Consider the following 19220-nt stretch of genomic DNA (forward strand, 5'->3'; position numbering starts at 1 on the left):
TGACACGTACTTCACATCAAGTACGCCGAGGAATACCTAAAGGAACAGATAAAAGATCTGTAGTTTTATTTCAAATTTATGTGGATTTTACATATATTTTAAAATACAAGAAATTTTGGTGTGTTAAAATAACATTAGAGAAAACATTTAAAAAAATACAATTTTTTCTTAAGGGATATGAGGTATTATTCTGGAGCATTGTCAGTTAAGAAGGAAAGGAATCTGTAGATTTTCTACAAAGAAGGAATGGAAGATGACGAATATATTAGAATGGGAAATTACAAGAAATTACAGGAAACTAAGACCTTCTGAAAGAAAAGTGGCTGATTATCTTCTGTATTGTGAAGAAGAATTGGATGACATGACGCTGACGGAATTAGCCGAGAAGGCCAGGGTAAGTCAGCCTACAGTTCTTTGATTTGCAAAAGGAATGGGGTACGAAGATTTGCAATAAATAAATTGCATTTACATTGATTTTAAATTATTTTGAAGATATAATTGCAATGTATAGATTGCAAAAGAGATAAATAAAAATAGATTATGTGTACGGAGGCTAAAATGGAATATTTTCACTTAACAACACCACAGAAAAATATATGGAACCTGCAAAAATATTATGACGATACAGCAGTATCTAATTTATGTGGGGCAATCTTTTATAATGAAAAGAGGGATAATTTCTTATTGAAACAGGCACTATGTATATTTATTAGAAATCATAGTGGGATTCGTCTGTGTTTCTCTGAAAATGATGAAGAAATGCAGTATGTTTCGGAGAAAATCAATGAAGATATTCCTGATATGACATTTGCTTCTATGGAGGAGTTTGACCGGTATGCAGAAAAATATGCAAAGGAGCCAATCAAACTTACAGACAAGTTTTTGTATCGTTTTATGATAATTGAGGTAGAAGGTAAAAGTGGTGTACTGGTAGTGTTAAGTCATTTGATATCAGATGCGTGGACATTTAGTCTTATGGCTAATCAGGTGGATGCGGCATATCATAATCTGGCAGAAGGAGAAGAGAGTGTATTATTAGAAAGCAATTATACAGAATATATACATGCAGAAAAAAATTATCTTCTATCTGACCGCTATAAGAAAGATAAACTCTATTGGGAAGAAAAGTATGCTACAAGACCGGAAAAAAGTATCATAAAAATATCTTCATCTAATACAGAGAGTATTGAGGCAAAACGAATTACGAAAGTCCTATCCTCTGAATTAGAGCACGCACTAGAGGATTATTGTAAGACTAATCCGGTAACACCTGCTGTTTTGTTTGAAACAGCACTAATTATCTATCTGTCTCAGATTAATCAGGAGAACAAGTCTATAACAATTGGTGTTCCGGTATTGAACCGCAGCAATGCGAAAGAAAAGAAGATTGCCGGAATGTTTGTATCCACTATGCCTCTGACTGTTAATATAATGCCGGATATGACTGTAGAAGAGTTTGCAGGACAGATTACAAAAGGACATATGGATATATTCAGGCATCAGAAATATCCATATGCAGACATTCTTAAAAATCTCAGAGAAAAGCAGAATTTTTCCGGAAATCTGTATGATGTCATGATTAGCTATCAAAATGCCAAGACCGACACGGGAGCAGATACGAAATGGTATTCGAATGGTTATAGTGAGGTGCCATTTGTAATTCATATAGATAATCGAGATAAGCATAGCAGTCACACCATCAATGTGGATTATCAGAGTGCTGTATTCAAAGATGAAAGAGAAGTTGCATATATTATTGAACGATTGGAATATATTCTAAAGCAGATAACTGAAGCCAAAATAACATCAGTGAAAGAGATAGATATTATTCCGCATACAGAGAAAACAATGGTATTAGAAGAATTCAATGACACCTATGTGGAATATCCAAAGGACAAATGTATTCATGAACTCTTTACGGAGCAGGCTGCAAAAACGCCGGATAGGATTGCACTTATCGCAGGAAAAGAAAAATTTACATACAGGGAACTTGATGAAAAAACAAACTCACTTGCACAATGGCTTATTTCACAAGGAGTTGAGAAAGGAAAAGTAGTAGGAGCTTATTTAGACAGAACTGCTTATACTGTGATATCCCAGCTTGCAGTATTAAAGGCAGGAGGAGTTTTTCTACCTATTGACCATCGGTATCCGAATGATAGAATCGAATATATGCTTAAGGATTGCAATGTGGAACTAGTAATCACGGATAAAGAATTAGGAAGTGAATGGAATGTAAAATACATTAATCTGAAAAACTATGGTTTTAAAGATGTATTGGAAATGCCGGTAAAAGTCAGCCCTGATGCACCTTGTTATGTGATATACACATCAGGAAGCACAGGAAGACCAAAAGGATGTGTGTTAAAGCATATGGGTGTGTCGAATTTCTGTGCAAACAACAATATCGTTCCATATGCAGAGAAGTTGGAACACAGAACTGTTGTCAGTGTTAATACAATATCCTTTGACTTTTTTATTGCAGAGACATTATTGCCACTTGCACATGGTTGGATGGTAGTATTGGCGAATGATGAGGAAAGTAGCAATAAGAAACTGTTCAAAGAACTGGTGGTTGTAAATGATGTAAATATCATTGAGACTACACCTACAAGACTGGAAATATATACAAAGGGTGAAGCGGAAGACAGCTATTTCCAGCAGATACAATTAGTTGTATCTGCTGGAGAAGCTCTTTCAGATTCGCTTCTCCAGCAGATAAGAATAATTAGCGAGGCAAAGATTTACAATCCACTGGGCCCCAGTGAATGCAGTGTCTGGAATGTGGATGGTGACTTTAAGTCAGATATCACCATCGGCTCCCCAATCGCCAACACGCAAATCTATATCCTTGACAAAGATGGGAACATCCTGCCAATCGGCGTGGCAGGAGAATTGTGCATAGCCGGGGATGGCGTAGGTATGGGATATCTGAACAGACCGGAGCTGACAGCAGAGAAGTTTGTGCCAAATCCATTTGCCACGGAAGAAAATCATCATGGCAAAGTTATGTACCATACCGGTGACCTTGCAAGGTGGAGAGCGGATGGAGAAATCGAATATCTGGGACGCATCGACACCCAGGTGAAAATCCGTGGACTTCGTATAGAACTTGGCGAGATTGAAAGTGTGATGAGCAGTTTCGCGGGAATCCAGCTTACGGCTGTAGCGGACAAGAGAGATGAGAATAACAGACAGTATCTTGTAGGATATTACACCGCCGAAGGAGAAATTGATGAGAAAGAACTGCGAAGCCATTTATCATCAAAACTTCCAAAGTACATGGTGCCGAATTATTTTGTGAAGTTAGATGTGATGCCAATGACGGCAAGTGGAAAAACCGACAGAAAGAATCTGCCGTTGCCTGACTTTACGGTACAGATAAATGAATACGTGGCACCGGAGACAGATATTGAGAAGAAGCTTGCCGCGATCTTGCAGAGCTTATTACATATTGAGCAAGTAGGTAAAACAGATGATTTCTTTGAGCTGGGAGGAGACAGTCTGCTTGCAATTACTATGTTGAATGAGATTGCAGATACATTTCATTCAGAAGTAAGCATGAAGGATATCATGGAGCATACTACATTGGAGCAGTTGGCACAATGTGTTGAAAACGCCGATAATATGGTACGAATACCTATAACAGGCAAAAACACATATACTCTTCTCCCACAGCAGAAAGCCATCTATGCCGCTCATAGCAAGTCACCGGATTCGCTGCTTTATAATATGCCGGCGCGTGTTTTGTTTCCGGAAGGTGTAGATATCGCAAAACTAAAAGAGAGTATTCTTAATGCAATCAAGCATCACAAAATTTTGATGAGCTATATAAAGCCCGAGGGTGATGAAATTGTTGGTGTATATGATTATGATGCAAAAATCTGTTTTGAAAAATATAATACAGAGGATGCAGATAAATTTGTAAGACCTTTTGATTTGTCAAAAGCACCACTAGTTAGAGTTGGATTTACAGAAAAAGAGTTGCTTTTTGATATGCACCACATTGTTTCGGATGGAGAAACATTGAATATTATTCTTAGTGACATTCTAAAAGAATATGAAGGAATGGAAGTACAGGATGAACAAATCAGTTATGCGGATTATGCAGAATATTTCTATAGTCAGGACATGACAAGGCACGCAGACTATTTTAGGGAACAGTTGAAATGTGATTTTGAACCGGTGGTACTTCCGGAAACAAAGCAACCCGGAGAAGGGGGAAATTCAAAAGTATATCAGATAACGAAAGAAATAGTAGCGATAGCCAGAGATTATGGAAAAAGACATAATCTCACTGATACAATGGTATTTTGGGGAGCATATGGAATTCTTCTGTCAAAATATAGTGGAAATAAAAATGTATTAAGCAGCATTGTCTTAAAGAACCGTATTCATGCTGATACAAAGGATATGGCAGGTATGTTTGTAAATACACTTCCGGTGTATTTGAGTGTCAATGGAACAGTTACAGAATATATGCAGGAAGCCCAAGCACTGCTGCTTGGTTTGTTTGAACATCAGGAATTACCATTTGCATCAATAGCTGATGCGGTTGGTATGACCGATAAAGGTGTCGTAAACACCTCATTTGTATATCAGGCAGATGGAGAAAAGAGCATAAACATTAACGGACAAAAACTAATTCCGGAGCTGGTATCTACACATATGGCAAAATTTGAATTGATGATGGAACTGACACCATGTGAAGATGGTATGAAAGCCAGATTAGAATATAACTGTGAAAAATATGATGAAGCTTTGATGGACAGGTTAATGGATGCCTATTTCAGAATTCTGTTGCAGTTAGATAAAGAGAATGTAGCTGATATAGAAGTAATGTCATCTGAGGAATATCACAAGGTATTGGAAGAATTCAATGACACCTATGTGGAATATCCAAAGGACAAATGTATTCATGAACTCTTCACTGAGCAGGCTGAAAAAACTCCGAACAGGATTGCATTGGTATTTGAGGATGAGAAATTTACCTATAGGCAGTTGGATGAAATGTCTAATTCATTGGCATATTATCTGAGAGAAAAGGGTGTGAAGACAAATGATGTGGTACCTATCATTGCAAAAAGAAGCTGGCATGTGATTGTGGCAATGTTAGGAATATTGAAGGCTGGGGGAGCGTATATGCCGGTGTCACCGGAATTCCCGTCAGAGCGAATGAACTATATGTTTGAAACAGCAGATGTAAATATGGTGCTTACATATGAATGTTCAATCAATTCAGAGGATTTCAATAACAAAAAAAGAATAGAGAAGATTTCTCTTGATGAGGTAAACTACTTTGATAGACAGTCACCAATTGAGAATAGAAATGAGGCAGAAGACACATGCTACGTCATATTTACATCCGGATCAACAGGACAACCGAAGGGAGTTGCTGTGAACCATAGGAATGTCTCAAACTATTGCCATAATAATAATAATAATAATGTGTGTCATAAGGTTATTTCAGAAGGCAATGAAAGTATTGTATCAGTAACAAATATTGTTTTTGACATTTTTGTTACTGAGAGTCTACTCCCCCTTGTAAATGGGCTTACTGTGTATATGGCAAATGATGAGGAGATAGCCTCACAGAATAAACTCTCAAAACTAATTAGACATAATAGGATAGATGTAATACAAACCACACCTACGAAAATGAAAAGCTATATGCTGGATTGTGGGAATCTGCAGTATTTTTCAGAATTAAAGACTATTATACTGGGCGGAGAAGCACTTCCGGAGGAATTGTATCAGGATATAGCCTCATGTTCAAGGGCGAGAGTATTCAATATATACGGTCCGGCTGAAACAACTGTGTGGTCAACAAATAAAGAAATGAAAGATGAAAAAAATTGGGGTAAAGCAGACATCACCATCGGTTCTCCAATTGCCAATACCCAAATCTACATTCTTGACAAGGACGGTAACATCCTGCCAATCGGTGTGGCAGGTGAACTATGTATAGCCGGGGATGGCGTTGGTATGGGATACCTTAACAGATCGAAGCTGACAGCAGAGAAGTTTGTGCCAAATCCATTTGCTACGGAAGAAAATCACCACGGTAAGGTTATGTACCATACCGGTGACCTTGCAAGGTGGAGAGCGGACGGAGAAATTGAATATCTGGGACGAATTGACACCCAGGTAAAAATCCGTGGACTTCGTATAGAGCTTGGTGAGATTGAAAGTGTTATGAGCAGTTTTACAGGAATCCAGCTTACGGCTGTGGCGGATAAGAGAGATGAGAATAACAGACAGTATCTTGTGGGATATTACACTGCCGAAGGAAAAATAGATGAGAAAGAACTGCGAAGCCATTTATCATTGAAGCTTCCAAAGTACATGGTTCCCAATTATTTCGTGAAGTTAGATGTGATGCCAATGACGGCAAGTGGAAAAACGGACAGAAAAAATCTGCCGCTGCCTGATTTTACGGTACAGACAAGTGAGTATGTAGCACCGAAAACAGAACAGGAGATGAAACTATGTAATCTGTTGAAGGAATTATTACATACAGACAGAGTGGGAGTGGAAGACGATTTCTTTGAATATGGTGGAGATAGTCTCACAGCTATCGAATATGTCGCCAAGGCTCACAGTATGGGAATTGATTTTGCACTACAGAATGTATTTGATTTTCCAACGGTAAGGAAAATGTGCAGTTTCCTGAATGGTGGTGTAGAAGAAAAAGTGCATTTCAAAATAGAAGATTTTGATAAATACAGAGAGATTTTTGATAAGAATGAGGTGGATGATACAATCAATTTGAAGAAAAAATCTCTTGGCAATATTTTGCTTACAGGTGCCACCGGTTTTCTTGGTGCCCACATTTTAGACAGACTGATGCAGGAGGAGAATGGCAAAATATATTGTCTGATTCGTAGTAATAAAACTGATGACAGGCGTGGCAGATTGCAAGAAATTCTTAGGTACTATTTTGGAGATAAGTATGAATCAGAATGGAATCATAGAATTATTCCGGTTGTAGGTGATATTGAGCGTGAAGGACTGGCAGATTGCATGCCATCCGATATACAGACTGTGATCCATACGGCAGCCAGCGTAAAACATTTCGGTTCATACAGCTATTTTCATAAAGTAAATGCTGAGGGAACCGGGCATGTGGTGGACTACGCTAAGGCGGTTGGAGCAAAACTGATCCACATATCAACCTTAAGTGTCAGTGGAAACAGTATGGCAGATGATTTTACCGTATATCGTTCAGAAGAAGAAAAATTCTTTTATGAGACTTCGTTTTACATCGGACAACCTTTGGATAATGTGTATATCCACAGCAAGTTTGAAGCGGAAAGAAAAGTATACGATGCAATGCTTAAAGGACTTGATGCGCTTGTAATCAGAGTAGGTAATCTGACAAATAGAGCATCGGATTACAAATTCCAGCCAAATTTTAGGGAGAACGCTTTTCTTACAAGAGTTAAGGCGATTCTGGAGTTTGGATTATTCCCGGATTATCTTATGAAATTGTATGCGGAGTTTTCGCCAATTGATAAGACCGCAGAGGGAATTGTTAAGATTGCCCAATACGCAGACAAACAGACAGTTTTTCACCTGAATAGTGACCGTGTGATTTATTTTGACAGATTCCTTAAAGTGGTACATGAACTTGGAATATCTATGGAAGTTGTAAGTGGAAGTGCATTTAATGAAGCTCTTCAAAAGACGATTAAGCAAAGTAATACAGAGTATATTTTTGAAGCATTCCAGAATGATATGGATGAGCAGGGGCAGCTGGTATATGACAGTAACATTCGTATTAAAAATGATTTTACCCTGTGGTTCCTTAAGAAAGTTGGATTTGAGTGGAATGAAACAGACATGGAATATATCAAGGGATATATAGATTATTTCCGTGAAATCGGATATCTGGAGGTATAGCATGAAAAATATACCTTACGATTTATATGAGCTTCCTTTGATACGGGATATTAAAGACATGATTATCCAGAAAAAGGAACAAAAACCGAATGACATTGCATTTACTTATTCAAAAGGTCGGAATCAAATAGTGAAGAAGACTTATAGGGAATTTCATGATGAAGTAAATGCGCTGGGAACTTGGATACATAACCAGAATTTACAGGAAAAGCATATTGCGGTTATCGGTGAAAATTCTTATGAATGGTTAGTGTGTTTTTTTGCGATTGTATGCGGAGGTGCTGTGGCAGTTCCTATTGACAAGGAACTGCCGGCAGAAGAAATAAGAAACTTGCTTATTAAAGCAGATGTACAGGCAGTCATTTATTCTAAGTCATACAGAGAGGTGGCAGAAAATGCTATTGAAATGCTATCGCATAACGAAGAACAGGAGAATGCGAATGATTTCAAAGCATTCTCTATGGCAGATCTAGAAAGTTTTCTTGAGAAAGGAAAAGAACTGCTTGCATCAGGATATCGCTCATTTATAGATTATCAGATTGACAGGAAGAAAATGTGCTGCATTATGTTTACCTCCGGTACATCGGGTAGTAGTAAAGGTGTTATGTTAAGCCATGAAAACATTGCAGAGGACATCAACAGCAGTTGCCGGTTATTTGTTTTGGAGGGGAACACCATAGCGGTTCTTCCTTTTCACCATGCATTTGGTCTGGTAGTTGCTGTGTTTATGGTGTTTCATTACGGATATACTATCTACATAAACAGAAGCCTGAAAACGATTCAGAAAGATTTGCAGATAGCGAAGCCCCAGACAATGTTTCTTGTACCATTATTTGTGGAAACTTTTCACAAGCAGATATGGGAAACGGCAAAGAAAGAGGGAAAAGAGCAATTATTGAAAAGAATGATGAAGTTAAGTGATTTCCTGCTTAAGTTTGGTGTGGATTTGAGAAAGAAATTATTTGCTTCAGTTCGTCAGGCTTTTGGCGGGGAAACGGAGTATATCATCTGTGGTGGGGCTCCTCTTGGCGTTCAATATATCAAAAAATTTCGAAGCTGGGGAATAGAGATATTAAATGGCTATGGGACCACGGAATGTGCACCTTGCGCAGCTGTGAATCGAAATCGTTATCATAAAGACGGAACTGTTGGAGTGGCGGTTCCCGGTGTTCATATGAGTATCGGAGAAGATAGTGAGGTTTTCATCAAGGGATCTATTGTTATGATGGGATATTATAAAGATGATAATGCAACCAATGGAGTGCTGAGTGATGGATGGTATGCCACAGGAGATTTGGGTTTTATTGATGAAGATGGATTTCTTACATTAACAGGACGGAAAAAGAATCTGATTATTTTAAGTAATGGAGAAAATGTATCTCCGGAAGAATTAGAGTCGGACTTTTTAAAGTATGAATCAATACAGGAGGTCCTTGTATATGAGAGGAATCAAATGATAGTTGCGGAGATTTATCCAGATACAGATTATTTGAAGGAAAATGATAGTGATGTGGATGTTCAGGAATACTTTGATAGAATTCGCAGTGAAGTTAATCGTAATCGCCCAATTTATAAACAGGTGGGAGAGATTTTACTGCGTGACTCTGAATTCCCGAAGAATACCAGTAAGAAAATTTTACGATATTAGGAGGATATATTATGTTAGAAAGAGTTATTGATATTTTATCGGAATTTACACTGTTGGAGAAGGAGAAAATAACAAAAGATTCAGGTTTGGTTAATGACTTGGGCTTAAATTCTCTGGATGTGATTAATGTGGTAGTGGCGTTTGAGGAAGAATTCGGTATTGAGATACCGGATTCGAAGATAAAGGAACTGGTTACCGTAGGTAATATTGTGGAATATCTGGAAAGATATGTATAGGACATATTTGTTTGAACAGGAAGAATTGGTGCCAGATAATTTTATTAAAAAGGTTCTGCCTTTATTGCCAGAGGAACGCAGAAAGAAAGCTTTACGATATCGTAATTGTATAGACCGGAATAACTGTGTGCTTACATATCTGATATTGAAAATTGCATTGAAGGATTGTTTTCAAATTAAAGACTTTACAGTACAATATGGTCGATATGGAAAACCCTTTCTTAAGGAATATCCAAACATTTTCTTTAGCATAAGTCATTGTAAATGCGGATGTGTGGTTGCGGTGGCTGATGAGTTAGTTGGAATAGATATTCAGAATATTATTCCATTTTCATGGGATGTGGCGGAAAAGGTATGTTGCCTAGAAGAATTAGGTGTCTTGAAACAGAGTACACACAAAGATAGAGAATTTATCCGAATGTGGACAATGAAAGAAAGCTTCTTAAAAATGACAGGGGAGGGGATATTCGGGGATTTAAAATCAATTAATACATTAGAGATGGATTGGATTGAAGTCGAGGAGAGGGAAAGCAATATAATAGCAATATGTAGTCAAGCTAAATAAATTGTATGCTATGAGATTGTAATAAAAAAGTGGAGTTCACGCATGAAGCTCCACCGGCTACGGGCATCGCAAGTTTCCGTAGCGCAACCATAGTAAGCGCCAAATATTAATGCGGTCAGATACAAAATTACCCCAGCCCTTTGCGAGTTGGAGTAATTCACTATAATTCACATGCGATTTTTGATAGATTGGAGTTTTTCACTCCAAGGTGCCAGTTCTTCCAGTTGTTCATCGGTCATATCTTTACTTGGCCGGTGCTCCAGCAGAAATTTAAGATATCCATAAATATTCAGCCCATGTGCTTTTGCCATCTCAACCATTGTGTAGACCACTGCACTGGCATTCGCTCCGTCAACGGAATTGCTGAACAGCCAGTTCTTGCGCTTATGCTCTGTAGAACATAATTTTTAAGGAAAGAACCAAAGGTGGGTTGAATAAGAGGGCAACTGTCGGTGCCCCCTTATTCAGCACACTTTTGGTTTTTCCGAATTGAACAAAGTCGCGTCCGGTATATGGGGATTCAATATCTCACATTCTGTCATTATTTTTTGGATAAGCAGAACTGTCTATGGAGAAGACGATCTCGAAAATCCAGGAATTTTTTTGATTTTGGGCAGAAATTCCCCTTACCCCAGTTTTGTAAGTACGGTATTCGTTTTGAGTTTGGTTTAGGCACTGTTTTTTCGGTGTGTCATATATCTGGAACACACCTTATATGATACGTTTCCTCCACAACACGGACGTACTGTGACATCCTTTTTGTACAGTATCTTGATCGCATGTACTTTATCTTCCTTCCTGAACCGTCTCAGAAATTCACGGCAGCCGATCAGATTTCTGCAGATGGGAATCAGTTTTCGTTTATTATGGTTGCTCAGGAGCCCATAGTGACGTATCCTGACAAATCCTTTCGGAGGAACATGCATCAGGAAACGGCGGATGAATTCGGTACCTTCCAGGGTTAACTCCTTCCATTTACCTCCACATTTATAATCCTTTACCCGGATGGTTACCGTATTTTCATCCATATGGAGAATGCGGCTGTTGCTGATTGCAATCCGATGGGTGTAACGCCCCAGGTAATTCATCACAGTTTCTGCTCCGGCAAAGGATTCCCTGATATCTGTAACCCAGTCTTTTTTATAGCACGTATCCAGCAATTCCTGGTATTCATACTGGTTACGGTATTTTTGGGCATCACCTTCATAAGAAAGTTTTCCATTATCATGCAGCTGTTTCAGCCCGGACAGGAATTTTCCCTTAAAAAGCTTTGCCATTGCTTTCCCGGGCAGAAAATAGCCATCTTCTTTCTGGTGCCAGTTACGGTCTGTGTCCAACCCGCCGCAGGTTGATAACACATGAATGTGCGGGTGGTAAGAAAGATTGGATGCCCACGTATGCATAATGCTGATAAATCCGGGGGTGCCTCCCATATGGGAAGGGTCTTCTGAAAGCTCCTGGATGGTTTCTGCCACAGCATGAAAAAAGAGAGAATACAACTCTTTCTGATTACAGTAGATCAATGGGTTCAACTCACTTGGACAGGTAAAGACAAGGTGGTAATAATCAATGTCCAATACATGTTCATTCTGTGCATCAACCCATAATTCATTCGCTAATGCCTGGCACATCGGACAGGATCTGTCACGGCAGGAATTGTTATGGTACTGGATATGTCCGCATGTGTCACATTCAGAGATATTGGCTCCATATGCACCAGTCTTGCAGTTCAGGATATGATGTACGGTTTTTGCCTGACTTGCAGTGGGTGTGTAAGAGTCCAGATATTTCGGATAGAAATGCCGGAGGACATCCTGCATGGTAGGATTATCATTCATCACGGCTGCCCTCCCCATCCTTTTTTTCAAAAGTATCAAAGGGACTCCGGATACCCATAAGTGCTTTGGATGTCATCTGCAGATACACATCCGTGGAATTCGGGCTGCGGTGGCCTAACAGTTGTTGGATAAATGTATGGCTGACTCCGTCTTCAAGTGCGTGGCAGGCAAAGCAATGCCTCATTGTATGCGGTGTTACCCCTTCCGGAAGCCCGAGTTTCCGTGCATGATTTTTTATGAATAGTTGAACGGTTGAACTGGTAAGTGGCTCATCCCTTACTGTGCTTGGAAACAGCCATCCCATCGGGCGGTTAAAACGGTACCAGTATTCTGTAAGGATTTCCAGGTTCCTGTCACTTAATATGGTATAGCGGTCCTGTCGATTCTTTGACAATGGAACATGTATCATCATCTGTTTCCTGCGGATATCTTCATAGCGCAGATGGCAGACTTCACTGACCCGAAGACCGGAGGAATACATCGTTGCAGTGATGGCCTTGTGCTTATAGTTATCCATAGAATCAATAAGTAGGTTTACCTGTTCCCGGGTAAGGATTATAGGGAGCTGCCTGTCGCGTTTCATTTTTGGTATTTTTTTGGAATCCCACACATATCCAAGAGTGTATTCAAAGAAGAAACGGATCGCTGCAGTATAGACATTAATTGTGGAAGCTTTTTTGTTCTCATGATCTTTCATGTAGAATATAAATTTCCGAATATCAGCGTAGGTAATGGACATGGCATCCTTATTAGTGAAATCAAGAAATCTTTTCACAAAACGATAATAGTCTTCACATGTATTTGATGTAAAATTTTTTAACTGCATATCCTGCAGTAATTTAAAAAGGTATTTTTCATTCATCGAAATGTCCTTCAATATAGTAAAAGAATTTTCCGTCAAGAAGTCCTTATCCTTATATTTGGAGGCGCATGGGCATCGTAAAAACACTTGTCTAAAATGATAATATATGTTAATCTGTTCATGGCAGTGGTGGTGTCGATCCTGTTTGATTGTTATTTTGTGGTGATTTAACAATACTACTTTTAGGACTTGGCTACCACTGCTTTTTATATTTCAAAGTAAAAACTGCGCCACAGCCTTGGCAGGCCATCGCGCAGCGATTTTGTTCAATTGCGCTTATGCTCTGTAGAACATAAGCGCAAGAACTGGCTGTTCAGCAATTCCGTTGACGGAGCGAATGCCAGTGCAGTGGTCTACACAATGGTTGAGATGGCAAAAGCACATGGGCTGAATATTTATGGATATCTTAAATTTCTGCTGGAGCACCGGCCAAGTAAAGATATGACCGATGAACAACTGGAAGAACTGGCACCTTGGAGTGAAAAACTCCAATCTATCAAAAATCGCATGTGAATTATAGTGAATTACTCCAACTCGCAAAGGGCTGGGGTAATTTTGTATCTGACCGCATTAATATTTGGCGCTTACGATATAGCCGAAGGCAAGGGTGTCCATCGTGAGGTGGAGTCTGAAGGAAGCCGGATGTGGGAACAGACTAACCACGGGCAAATCTCTGGTCTGACGGACAGAAATCACATATAGGACATAGTGGGTACTATGCCTTGAAAAATTTTATGGAGTCGTTTAAGATAACATAACATTATTAAGAGGCCAATCTTAATAATGAATCTTGATACTTGCCGCTACTTGAAAAAGAGTTATTTACTAAGTCCTTTTTCAATTTTCTGATACACTTGTTTCATAGTTAAGCCTTGTACGACGGTCGTAAAGAATACGATTGCGTAGGTGCTTCCCAGAATAATGGAATATGTATCCGCGCTTACCATTTCTCTTGTACTCATAGCCAGTGCGATACTGAGCCCGCCTCGGAGGCCGCCATATGTAAGCAGCTTTACAAAGCTGAGTTTATCGTATCCGCTCGGAAGTTTTCCGGCAAAAAATGCGGCCAGGCCGACGCTTGAGAAGCGTCCAATCAGATTAAATATAATAGCCAGGCAGGATAACAAAAGTACATGAGGCATTTGCAGAATATGTACAAATGTCAGTCCCATTATCACATACAGAACCGAATTCAATAAATTGTCCAGAATTTCCCAAAAAGTATCAAATTCCTCCAGATCCAGCGGTTGTCCTTTTTGTTCTCTGCGGTTGCAGAGTGCCGAAAATGAGATTCCACATACGACAGACGCGATGGCTCCGGAAAAACCAAAATGTTCGCACAGAACATAGGCCATAGAAACGGCAAGAAGACTGACAAAGATTCTTCGATTTCCGTCTTTGGTCAAGGCAAAAATCGGAAAGCATATCGCTGTTGCCAGAATTCCAACCAACACCGCTCCGAACAGTTCCTTACCCATAACAGCCAGAAAGCTGCCATTTTCTTGCATTGTCACCATTCCGGAGAAGCACACAAATAATGCGACCCCCACACCGTCGTTAAAAAGAGATTCGCCTTCCATGATGAAACTGATATCTTTTGGAAGATTGAATTTTTTCAGAATACTTGTTGCTGCGATTGGATCGGTTGGTGCTGTGATGCTTCCGAACATCAGGCATACTGGAAAACTGAATGGTAGTCCCAGAAGAGAAGCACCTGCATAGAACAGGGAACCGTAAAAAATCGCGCCCAGAAGTGTTGCAACAACAGAAAGCATTGTAATCGGGCGGGCGTGTTTCTTGAAATCCAGAAGCCGCATGTGACAGGAACCTGCAAAAAGCATAAAGCATAAAACACCTTCCATCAAAAGCGCTTCCAAATTAAAAACCTGCAGATTACTAAGCAGTTCACTGATCGATGTGCTGCGTAGTGCAGAATCAAAAATAAGCATTATCATACTAATCACAATAGAAAATAACATCAGTGAAATTTCATATGGAAATTTGGTTATCTTCTCGTTAAAAAATCCCAAAAGAACAATTAATAAAAGCAGTATTACTACTTTGGGTAAAAAGCCAAGCATGGTATTCAGACCCCCTTCAGTCATTTTTCATTTATTATAGCAACATATGGATGCGTTTTCAAATCATTTACCTGAATGTGTAAGCATTTTTCAACGGATCAAATCATTTTGATTATAGTGTAATAGAAAAAACACAAGAAAAATGGAATATTAACAAAGAGAGTTCATTTTGCGGTAGAGAAATCCCGGGATTTGTGATAGGATGAATCAGGATGTAAAAAAATACTGGAGGTATTGAAAATGAAAATTGCGGTAACTTACGATAACGGGAATGTATTTCAGCATTTTGGAAAAACAGAAAATTTTAAAGTATATGAAGTAGAAGCGGAAAAGGTTGTTTCCAGTGAAATCATCGCTTCAAATGGTACCGGTCATGGCGCACTTGCAGGACTTTTGGCAGAAGCAGGAATTCATGTCCTGATCTGTGGCGGTATTGGAGAAGGTGCACAGGAAGCACTTGATGAAGCAGGAATTGAAGTAGTATCAGGCGCAGAGGGAAATACGGATGAAGCTGTTGAAGCATATTTAAAAGGCGAACTGATTTCTACAGGAGTGAATTGCGATCATCACGACCATGAAGAAGAACATTCCTGTGGCGGCAATTGCGGAAGCTGCGGAGGCTGCGGCGGTCATCGGGTTATGCTTGAAGGAAAAAATGCAGGAAAGATCTGTAAAGTACATTATAAAGGTACATTCAACGATGGTGCTCAGTTTGATTCTTCCTATGATCGTGGAGAACCATTGGAATTTATCTGTGGAGCAGGCATGATGATCAAAGGATTTGATGCAGCAGTCGTTGATATGGAAGTAGGACAGGTTGTAGATATCCATCTTATGCCGGAAGAAGCATATGGCATGCCGGATCCGAATGCAATTATGACATTTGAGATTGAGCAGCTGCAGGGATCAGAAGATCTTACAGTTGGTCAGCAGGTTTATCTGTCAAATGCAATGGGACAGCCATTCCCGGTAAAAGTAGTAGAGAAAGATGAAAAGACAATTACTCTTGATGCAAATCATGAAATGGCAGGAAAAGAACTGAACTTCAGGATTGAACTGGTTGAAGTAAAATAAGGATGAGAATCGACAGACTGGTCCCAAATTGCGGGATCGGCCTGTCTTTTTTGTGTAAAAGTATCGGAAGCCTGATAACCTTACATTGACTGTAAGTGTTATTTTCTGGCAGCCTATGTTATCATGAAGCCAGAAAACAACAGGAGGTAATTCTTATGGAACCGATTTTGAATATTGAAAACTTAACCAAGACCTACGGCAATGTGCCGAACCAGACCAGGGCGCTGGACGGAATCACTTTTCAGGTGATGCCCGGAGAATTTCTGGGGATCATGGGCAGCAGTGGCTCCGGAAAGTCTACACTGCTTAACTGTATTGCGACGGTGATCAAGCCTACCGGCGGCAGTATCGTGATGGAGGGCAGGAATCTGCAGTCACTTGGCGGTAAGGAACTGGCACAATACCGGGGGAAGACAGTGGGTTACCTGTTTCAGAATTTTGAATTGCTGGATAATCTGACCGGCCGGGAAAATGTCTTACTGCCGACTTCCCTGCATGATGTGACAGAAAAGGAGAGTTCTCTACGTCTGGAGCAGCTTGCGGAATATCTGGAAATTACAGATGTACTGGATAAATTTCCCGCACAGATGTCCGGTGGACAGCGTCAGAGAGTGGCGGCGGCTAGAGCCATGATTCTCCACCCGAAACTTATTCTTGCGGATGAACCGACTGGCGCACTGGACAGTAAGAATGCGAAGAATATCATGGAAAAGCTTTCCGGATTAAACCGGGATGAAGAGGCCACGATTCTGATGGTGACCCATGATTCCAACGCAGCCAGCTTTTGCAAACGAATCCTGTTCATTCAGGACGGGGTGATTTTCCATGAGCTTCGCCGCGGCGATGAAAGCCAGCAGGATTTCTACCAGAGAATTCTGAAAGTCATGGCTCAATTGGGAGGAGGCAGCTTAAATGTTCTCTAATTTAATTCTAAGAAATAGTAAACGCAACCGCAAAGAAAACGGGCTGTTTTTCGGTTCATTGGTCATTTCCATTGTCGCTTTTTATATTATCCTTTCGCTATCCAAACAGGATGTGATGATATTTCTTGCGAAAATGGAAAGCGATGCGGTAAATCAATTGTTGCTGATGATTCCTGTTTTCTATGGGATGACATTGGGAATCCTGTTTTTCCTGATTTATTTTGCCTGTAAATATCAGATGGAGCGCCGCAGAAAAGAGTTTGGTGTCTATCTGATGATGGGAATGCGGAGAAGTAAGCTCTTTATCATGCTTCTTGCGGAGGATCTTTTGAGCAGTATTCTGGCTCTGGTAATCGGACTTCCGATTGCGGTGCTGCTTTCGGAACTGATCAGTCTGGTTACTGCCAAACTTGTGGGGATGGGTATCATCGGCCATCAGTTTACATTTTCGCTGTCTGCTGTTTGTTTTACCGTTGCAGGATTCCTCGTTATCAAGCTGGCGGCGTTTCTGATCCTCAGTGGGAAAATCAGTCGGCAGGAGATCGGCACGCTTCTGGCTTCTTTCTCCGAAAAAGAAAAAAAGCAAAGGCCGGCGTTTGTCTATGGAACTTGTACCGTTTCAGGCATGATCATGCTGGCAGCCGCCTATGCCGTGGCGATTCAGGGAATTGCATGGTACGCCCCGGATAAGATGCTCCTGACCCTGGTTCTCGGGCTTTTGGGAACGATTCTTCTGTTTTATGGAATGCGGGCATTGATCGCCTTATTGGTAAAGGCGGGGAAAACAAATCGAAAACTTCATGTATTTTCATTCCGTCAGATTCAGGAAAATGTCATGCATCAGTCTACCTCCATGGCCATCAGTTCGCTGCTGATTCTGGCAGCATTGTGCTGTTTTGGCGCCGGCATCGGTATTGCCGGTACCAGCCGGCAGGCGGGGGAGCATGTGATGGATTATACATTTCAGGATTATGGTGCAGAGAGTTCACAGGATGCCCTTTCTCATCTGAAGACTGTGCTGAAGGAAAATGATCTTGAAAGTCAATTTTCCCAGCTCTTTGAAATGCGGATCGGCAACGTCCGGAATGGGGAGAATGGCAATCATGTGTTTCAAATGGATTCTGTTATGGAGTCTTTGGAAGGTTTCACACAATCCGAGGATCGGGATGTCCTGCTGAACAATCTGGGCTATGTTGATTATCCGTATTTGATCTGTTTGTCAGATTACAACCGTCTGTTGGAGGCCGCCGGTAAGCCTGCTCTGGTACTGGAGGAAAATGAGGCTGCCGTGTATCAGGATTATGATTTTACGACTGAGAGCAGAATGGATATGCTCAACCGTATTCTTTCCGAACATCCGGAGACTCTGCTGAATGGTACTCCTTTATATCTGACCGGCAAGATCCAGTCTGTTGATTTGGTGACCGACAGGTCAATCACCTTATCGTTTGCATTGATTCTGCCTGACGAACAGTTCTTACAATATACAAATGGAGAATATGAGGTTTATATCAATGGTATTATGAGCCGGAAAGCGGTAAAGTCCGGAAGCCTGATGACCGCGATTTCTGATATGAACGCACGGCTGGATGAACTTTGCCTTGAAGATATGGGAATTGAGTATGAAAGCTATCTGCAAAATATAGGACGTCAGCTCTTTTATATGGTAGCAGCCAGCTACATTACTATTTATCTGGCCATCATCTTTCTGGTGGTTGCCAATACTATTATGGGTGTTCAGTTCCTGATGAATCAGCAGAAGACAGGACGCAGATATCAGACACTGGTACATCTGGGCGCTACCTATAAAGATATTTGTCTATCTGCCCGGAAGCAGATCAACTGGTTTATGGGGCTGCCTGTCTTTGTCGCGGCAATCAGCAGTATCTTTGGCGTCAAGGCTCTCTTTGCGGGGATGCTTTCATCCGGAACAAAAGGGGCAGAGCGGGAGATGCTTCTGGTGTCTGCCGCTATGATTTTACTGCTTTGTGTGGTAGAATACATCTATGTAACTATAATTAAGCGTTCCAGTGACCGATATTTGCTGACGCTCATGCAGCCGCAGAGAGAAGAATAGCCGGGAAGGAGGAG

General features: G+C 40.5%; 11 protein-coding genes and 2 pseudogenes. 9 read left to right on the plus strand and 4 right to left on the minus strand.

Annotated features, from left to right (window positions below; translation table 11 throughout):
* Positions 1-253: 253 nt before the first annotated feature.
* From ACTNB3_RS02740 to ACTNB3_RS02760, 5 genes are all read left to right on the plus strand, one after another.
* Positions 254-418, plus strand: a complete 165-nt coding sequence (locus tag ACTNB3_RS02740) for a hypothetical protein (RefSeq protein WP_441024458.1) — start codon at positions 254-256, stop codon at positions 416-418.
* Positions 419-558: 140 nt separating this feature from the next.
* Entirely contained in the window at positions 559-7902 is a 7344-nt protein-coding gene (locus ACTNB3_RS02745) for an amino acid adenylation domain-containing protein (protein WP_441024459.1), read from the plus strand.
* 1 nt (position 7903) lies between these two features.
* Positions 7904-9550: an AMP-binding protein gene (locus ACTNB3_RS02750; protein ID WP_441024460.1), complete on the plus strand. Its 1647-nt coding sequence runs from the start codon at positions 7904-7906 to the stop codon at positions 9548-9550.
* An 11-nt stretch (positions 9551-9561) separates the two neighbouring features.
* Positions 9562-9786 carry an acyl carrier protein gene (locus ACTNB3_RS02755; RefSeq protein ID WP_441024461.1) on the plus strand — a complete coding sequence of 75 codons (225 nt, stop codon included), beginning with the start codon at positions 9562-9564 and terminating at the stop codon, positions 9784-9786.
* Positions 9787-9814: 28 nt separating this feature from the next.
* Entirely contained in the window at positions 9815-10351 is a 537-nt protein-coding gene (locus ACTNB3_RS02760) for a 4'-phosphopantetheinyl transferase family protein (protein ID WP_441024462.1), read from the plus strand.
* A gap of 167 nt (positions 10352-10518) precedes the next feature.
* Here the strand turns inward: ACTNB3_RS02760 and ACTNB3_RS02765 are convergent.
* The 3 genes and pseudogenes from ACTNB3_RS02765 to ACTNB3_RS02775 form a co-directional block, all read right to left on the minus strand.
* Positions 10519-10734 (minus strand): annotated as a pseudogene (locus ACTNB3_RS02765) (transposase domain-containing protein); the annotation flags it as partial.
* 285 nt (positions 10735-11019) lie between these two features.
* Complete coding sequence (locus ACTNB3_RS02770) at positions 11020-12189, minus strand: IS91 family transposase (protein WP_441024463.1); 1170 nt, start codon at positions 12187-12189, stop codon at positions 11020-11022.
* Entirely contained in the window at positions 12182-13051 is an 870-nt protein-coding gene (locus tag ACTNB3_RS02775; protein WP_441024464.1) for a tyrosine-type recombinase/integrase, read from the minus strand. The genes ACTNB3_RS02770 and ACTNB3_RS02775 overlap by 8 nt, the downstream gene beginning before the upstream one ends.
* Before the next feature lie 297 nt (positions 13052-13348).
* Here ACTNB3_RS02775 and ACTNB3_RS02780 point away from each other — a divergent pair.
* Positions 13349-13564 (plus strand): annotated as a pseudogene (locus ACTNB3_RS02780) (transposase domain-containing protein); the annotation flags it as partial.
* Between the two features lie 305 nt (positions 13565-13869).
* On the opposite strand, the gene ACTNB3_RS02785 reads toward ACTNB3_RS02780, so the two are convergent.
* Positions 13870-15132 carry a cation:proton antiporter gene (locus ACTNB3_RS02785; protein WP_427819101.1) on the minus strand — a complete coding sequence of 421 codons (1263 nt, stop codon included), beginning with the start codon at positions 15130-15132 and terminating at the stop codon, positions 13870-13872.
* Positions 15133-15372: 240 nt separating this feature from the next.
* Here ACTNB3_RS02785 and ACTNB3_RS02790 point away from each other — a divergent pair, with 240 nt between their 5' ends.
* The 3 genes from ACTNB3_RS02790 (at position 15373) to ACTNB3_RS02800 (ending at position 19206) form a co-directional block, all read left to right on the plus strand.
* Positions 15373-16206, plus strand: coding sequence for a NifB/NifX family molybdenum-iron cluster-binding protein (locus ACTNB3_RS02790; protein ID WP_427806481.1), 834 nt, complete (start codon positions 15373-15375; stop codon positions 16204-16206).
* 155 nt (positions 16207-16361) lie between these two features.
* Positions 16362-17129, plus strand: coding sequence for an ABC transporter ATP-binding protein (locus ACTNB3_RS02795; RefSeq protein ID WP_427806480.1), 768 nt, complete (start codon positions 16362-16364; stop codon positions 17127-17129).
* A complete protein-coding gene (locus tag ACTNB3_RS02800) occupies positions 17119-19206 on the plus strand; it encodes an ABC transporter permease (protein ID WP_441024465.1) in 2088 nt (695 codons plus the stop codon). Before ACTNB3_RS02795 ends, ACTNB3_RS02800 begins: the two co-directional genes overlap by 11 nt.
* The last annotated feature ends 14 nt before the right edge of the window (positions 19207-19220 follow it).

The sequence above is a fragment of the Bariatricus sp. HCP28S3_D3 genome, from assembly GCF_052065755.1.
Classification (GTDB): domain Bacteria; phylum Bacillota; class Clostridia; order Lachnospirales; family Lachnospiraceae; genus Allocoprococcus.

Bases quoted from the DNA above. Each gene is read 5' to 3' on its own strand.
- ACTNB3_RS02740 (WP_441024458.1), top strand. From the start codon at position 254: ATGACGAATATATTAGAATGGGAAATTACAAGAAATTACAGGAAACTA.
- ACTNB3_RS02745 (WP_441024459.1), top strand. From the start codon at position 559: ATGGAATATTTTCACTTAACAACACCACAGAAAAATATATGGAACCTG.
- ACTNB3_RS02750 (WP_441024460.1), top strand. From the start codon at position 7,904: ATGAAAAATATACCTTACGATTTATATGAGCTTCCTTTGATACGGGAT.
- ACTNB3_RS02755 (WP_441024461.1), top strand. From the start codon at position 9,562: ATGTTAGAAAGAGTTATTGATATTTTATCGGAATTTACACTGTTGGAG.
- ACTNB3_RS02770 (WP_441024463.1), bottom strand. From the start codon at position 12,189: ATGAATGATAATCCTACCATGCAGGATGTCCTCCGGCATTTCTATCCG.
- ACTNB3_RS02775 (WP_441024464.1), bottom strand. From the start codon at position 13,051: ATGAATGAAAAATACCTTTTTAAATTACTGCAGGATATGCAGTTAAAA.
- ACTNB3_RS02785 (WP_427819101.1), bottom strand. From the start codon at position 15,132: ATGCTTGGCTTTTTACCCAAAGTAGTAATACTGCTTTTATTAATTGTT.
- ACTNB3_RS02790 (WP_427806481.1), top strand. From the start codon at position 15,373: ATGAAAATTGCGGTAACTTACGATAACGGGAATGTATTTCAGCATTTT.
- ACTNB3_RS02795 (WP_427806480.1), top strand. From the start codon at position 16,362: ATGGAACCGATTTTGAATATTGAAAACTTAACCAAGACCTACGGCAAT.
- ACTNB3_RS02800 (WP_441024465.1), top strand. From the start codon at position 17,119: ATGTTCTCTAATTTAATTCTAAGAAATAGTAAACGCAACCGCAAAGAA.